Source organism: Micrococcus sp. KRD077 (assembly GCF_017168505.1).
GTDB classification, from domain to species: Bacteria; Actinomycetota; Actinomycetes; order Actinomycetales; family Micrococcaceae; genus Micrococcus; species Micrococcus luteus.
The window spans coordinates 1-1,306 of record NZ_JABFAZ010000055.1 but is presented as its reverse complement, the minus strand read 5'-3'; the positions used below and the strand labels follow the sequence as shown (position 1 = coordinate 1,306).

Annotated in this window: 1 protein-coding gene; it reads left to right on the top strand. The window is 73.5% G+C overall.

The annotated features are described in order from the left end of the window. Window positions 1-110: 110 nt before the first annotated feature. Window positions 111-1,306, top strand: a 1,196-nt coding sequence (locus J1M39_RS11110) for an acyltransferase family protein (RefSeq protein ID WP_241254135.1), incomplete at its 3' end; no start/stop codon positions are given.

Genomic DNA, 1,306 nt, shown 5'->3' with positions numbered 1-1,306 from the left:
ACCCCGGAGCCGCCATGTCCACGACGCCGACCCCGCCCGTGTCCCACGGGTCCGCCCCCAGCCGGATGACCTGGATGGACGCGATGCGCGGATTCGCCGTGCTGCTGGTGATGTTCACCCACACCTACACGATGCCGCAGGGCCTCGACGCGACCTTCAGCTCCGTGGCGTTCGCGAACGTGGTGCAGGTGTTCCAGTCGTGGCGGATGCCGATGCTCGTGTTCCTGTCCGGCGTCCTGCTGCCCCGCTCCGTGTCCAAGCCGCTGGGCACGTACTACCGCGGCAAGGCGGAGCGGATCCTGTGGCCGTTCCTCGTCTGGATGGTCGTGCTGGCGCTGGCCACGGGCAGGCCCGGGTCCCTGCTGTCCGGCGAGTTCTGGCGCGGTGGCGCGTGGCACCTGTGGTTCCTGTGGGTGCTCATGCTCTGCTATCTCATCGGCCCGGTGATCCGCCGTGTCCCGGCGCTGGTGGTCGCGGCCGTCCTCTTCGTGCTGCTCCTGGAGTTCGTCAGCGGCCCCCGCGACTGGGTGCGTCCCCTGTACTGGGGTGTGTACTTCTTCCTCGGTGCCGCGTCCGCGCGACTGCTCCCCCGGATCCGCACGGCGCCGGCCGCCCTGGGTGTGATCGCGGTGATCCTGATGGTGCTCACCGTGACGGCCACGCGCACCGGCGCGCTCGTGGTGGCGGAGCGCCAGCCCTGGTCCGTGTTCGCTGCTCTGCCGGGGATCCTCGTGGTGCTGTGGCTCGGCCCGCGCCTGCCCCGTCTGCCGTTCCTCGAGTTCTGCGGCCGCCGCTCGATGGTCCTCTACGTCGCCCACATGCCGGTGCTGATCCTGGCGGTGGCGGCCTTCCGCGACCTCGCCGCGGTCCGCCCGGTCGACTTCTACGTGGCCATCGCGTCGTTCACGTTCCTCGTCCCGCTCGCCCTCGCGCTCGGCTACCGACGGGTGCGCTGGCTCTTCGAGTTCCCGACGGCGGGACGCGGCCGGGAGCGGCCACGCACCCGGGCAGCGGTCCCGGAGGCGGCCGACGCCGTGCCGGCGCAGACCGCCGAGCCCGCCCCGACGACGGCGCCCCTGCCGGTCGTCGAGCCGGCGTCCGAGCCGCAGTCCACCGCGGGGCCGGCCCCGGCCACCGAGCCGGCGTCCGACGCACCCGCCCAGGTCCCCCGCCCGCGGCCTCGCCACCCGCGGCACCACGGTCAACGTCCAGCACCGGGCCCGCGTCGCGTTGGGCATCTCCGCCAGCGCCATGGCCATGGGCCACGGCCTGCAGGCCGGTCAGCGCATGGGGGTGCTGTGGGCCG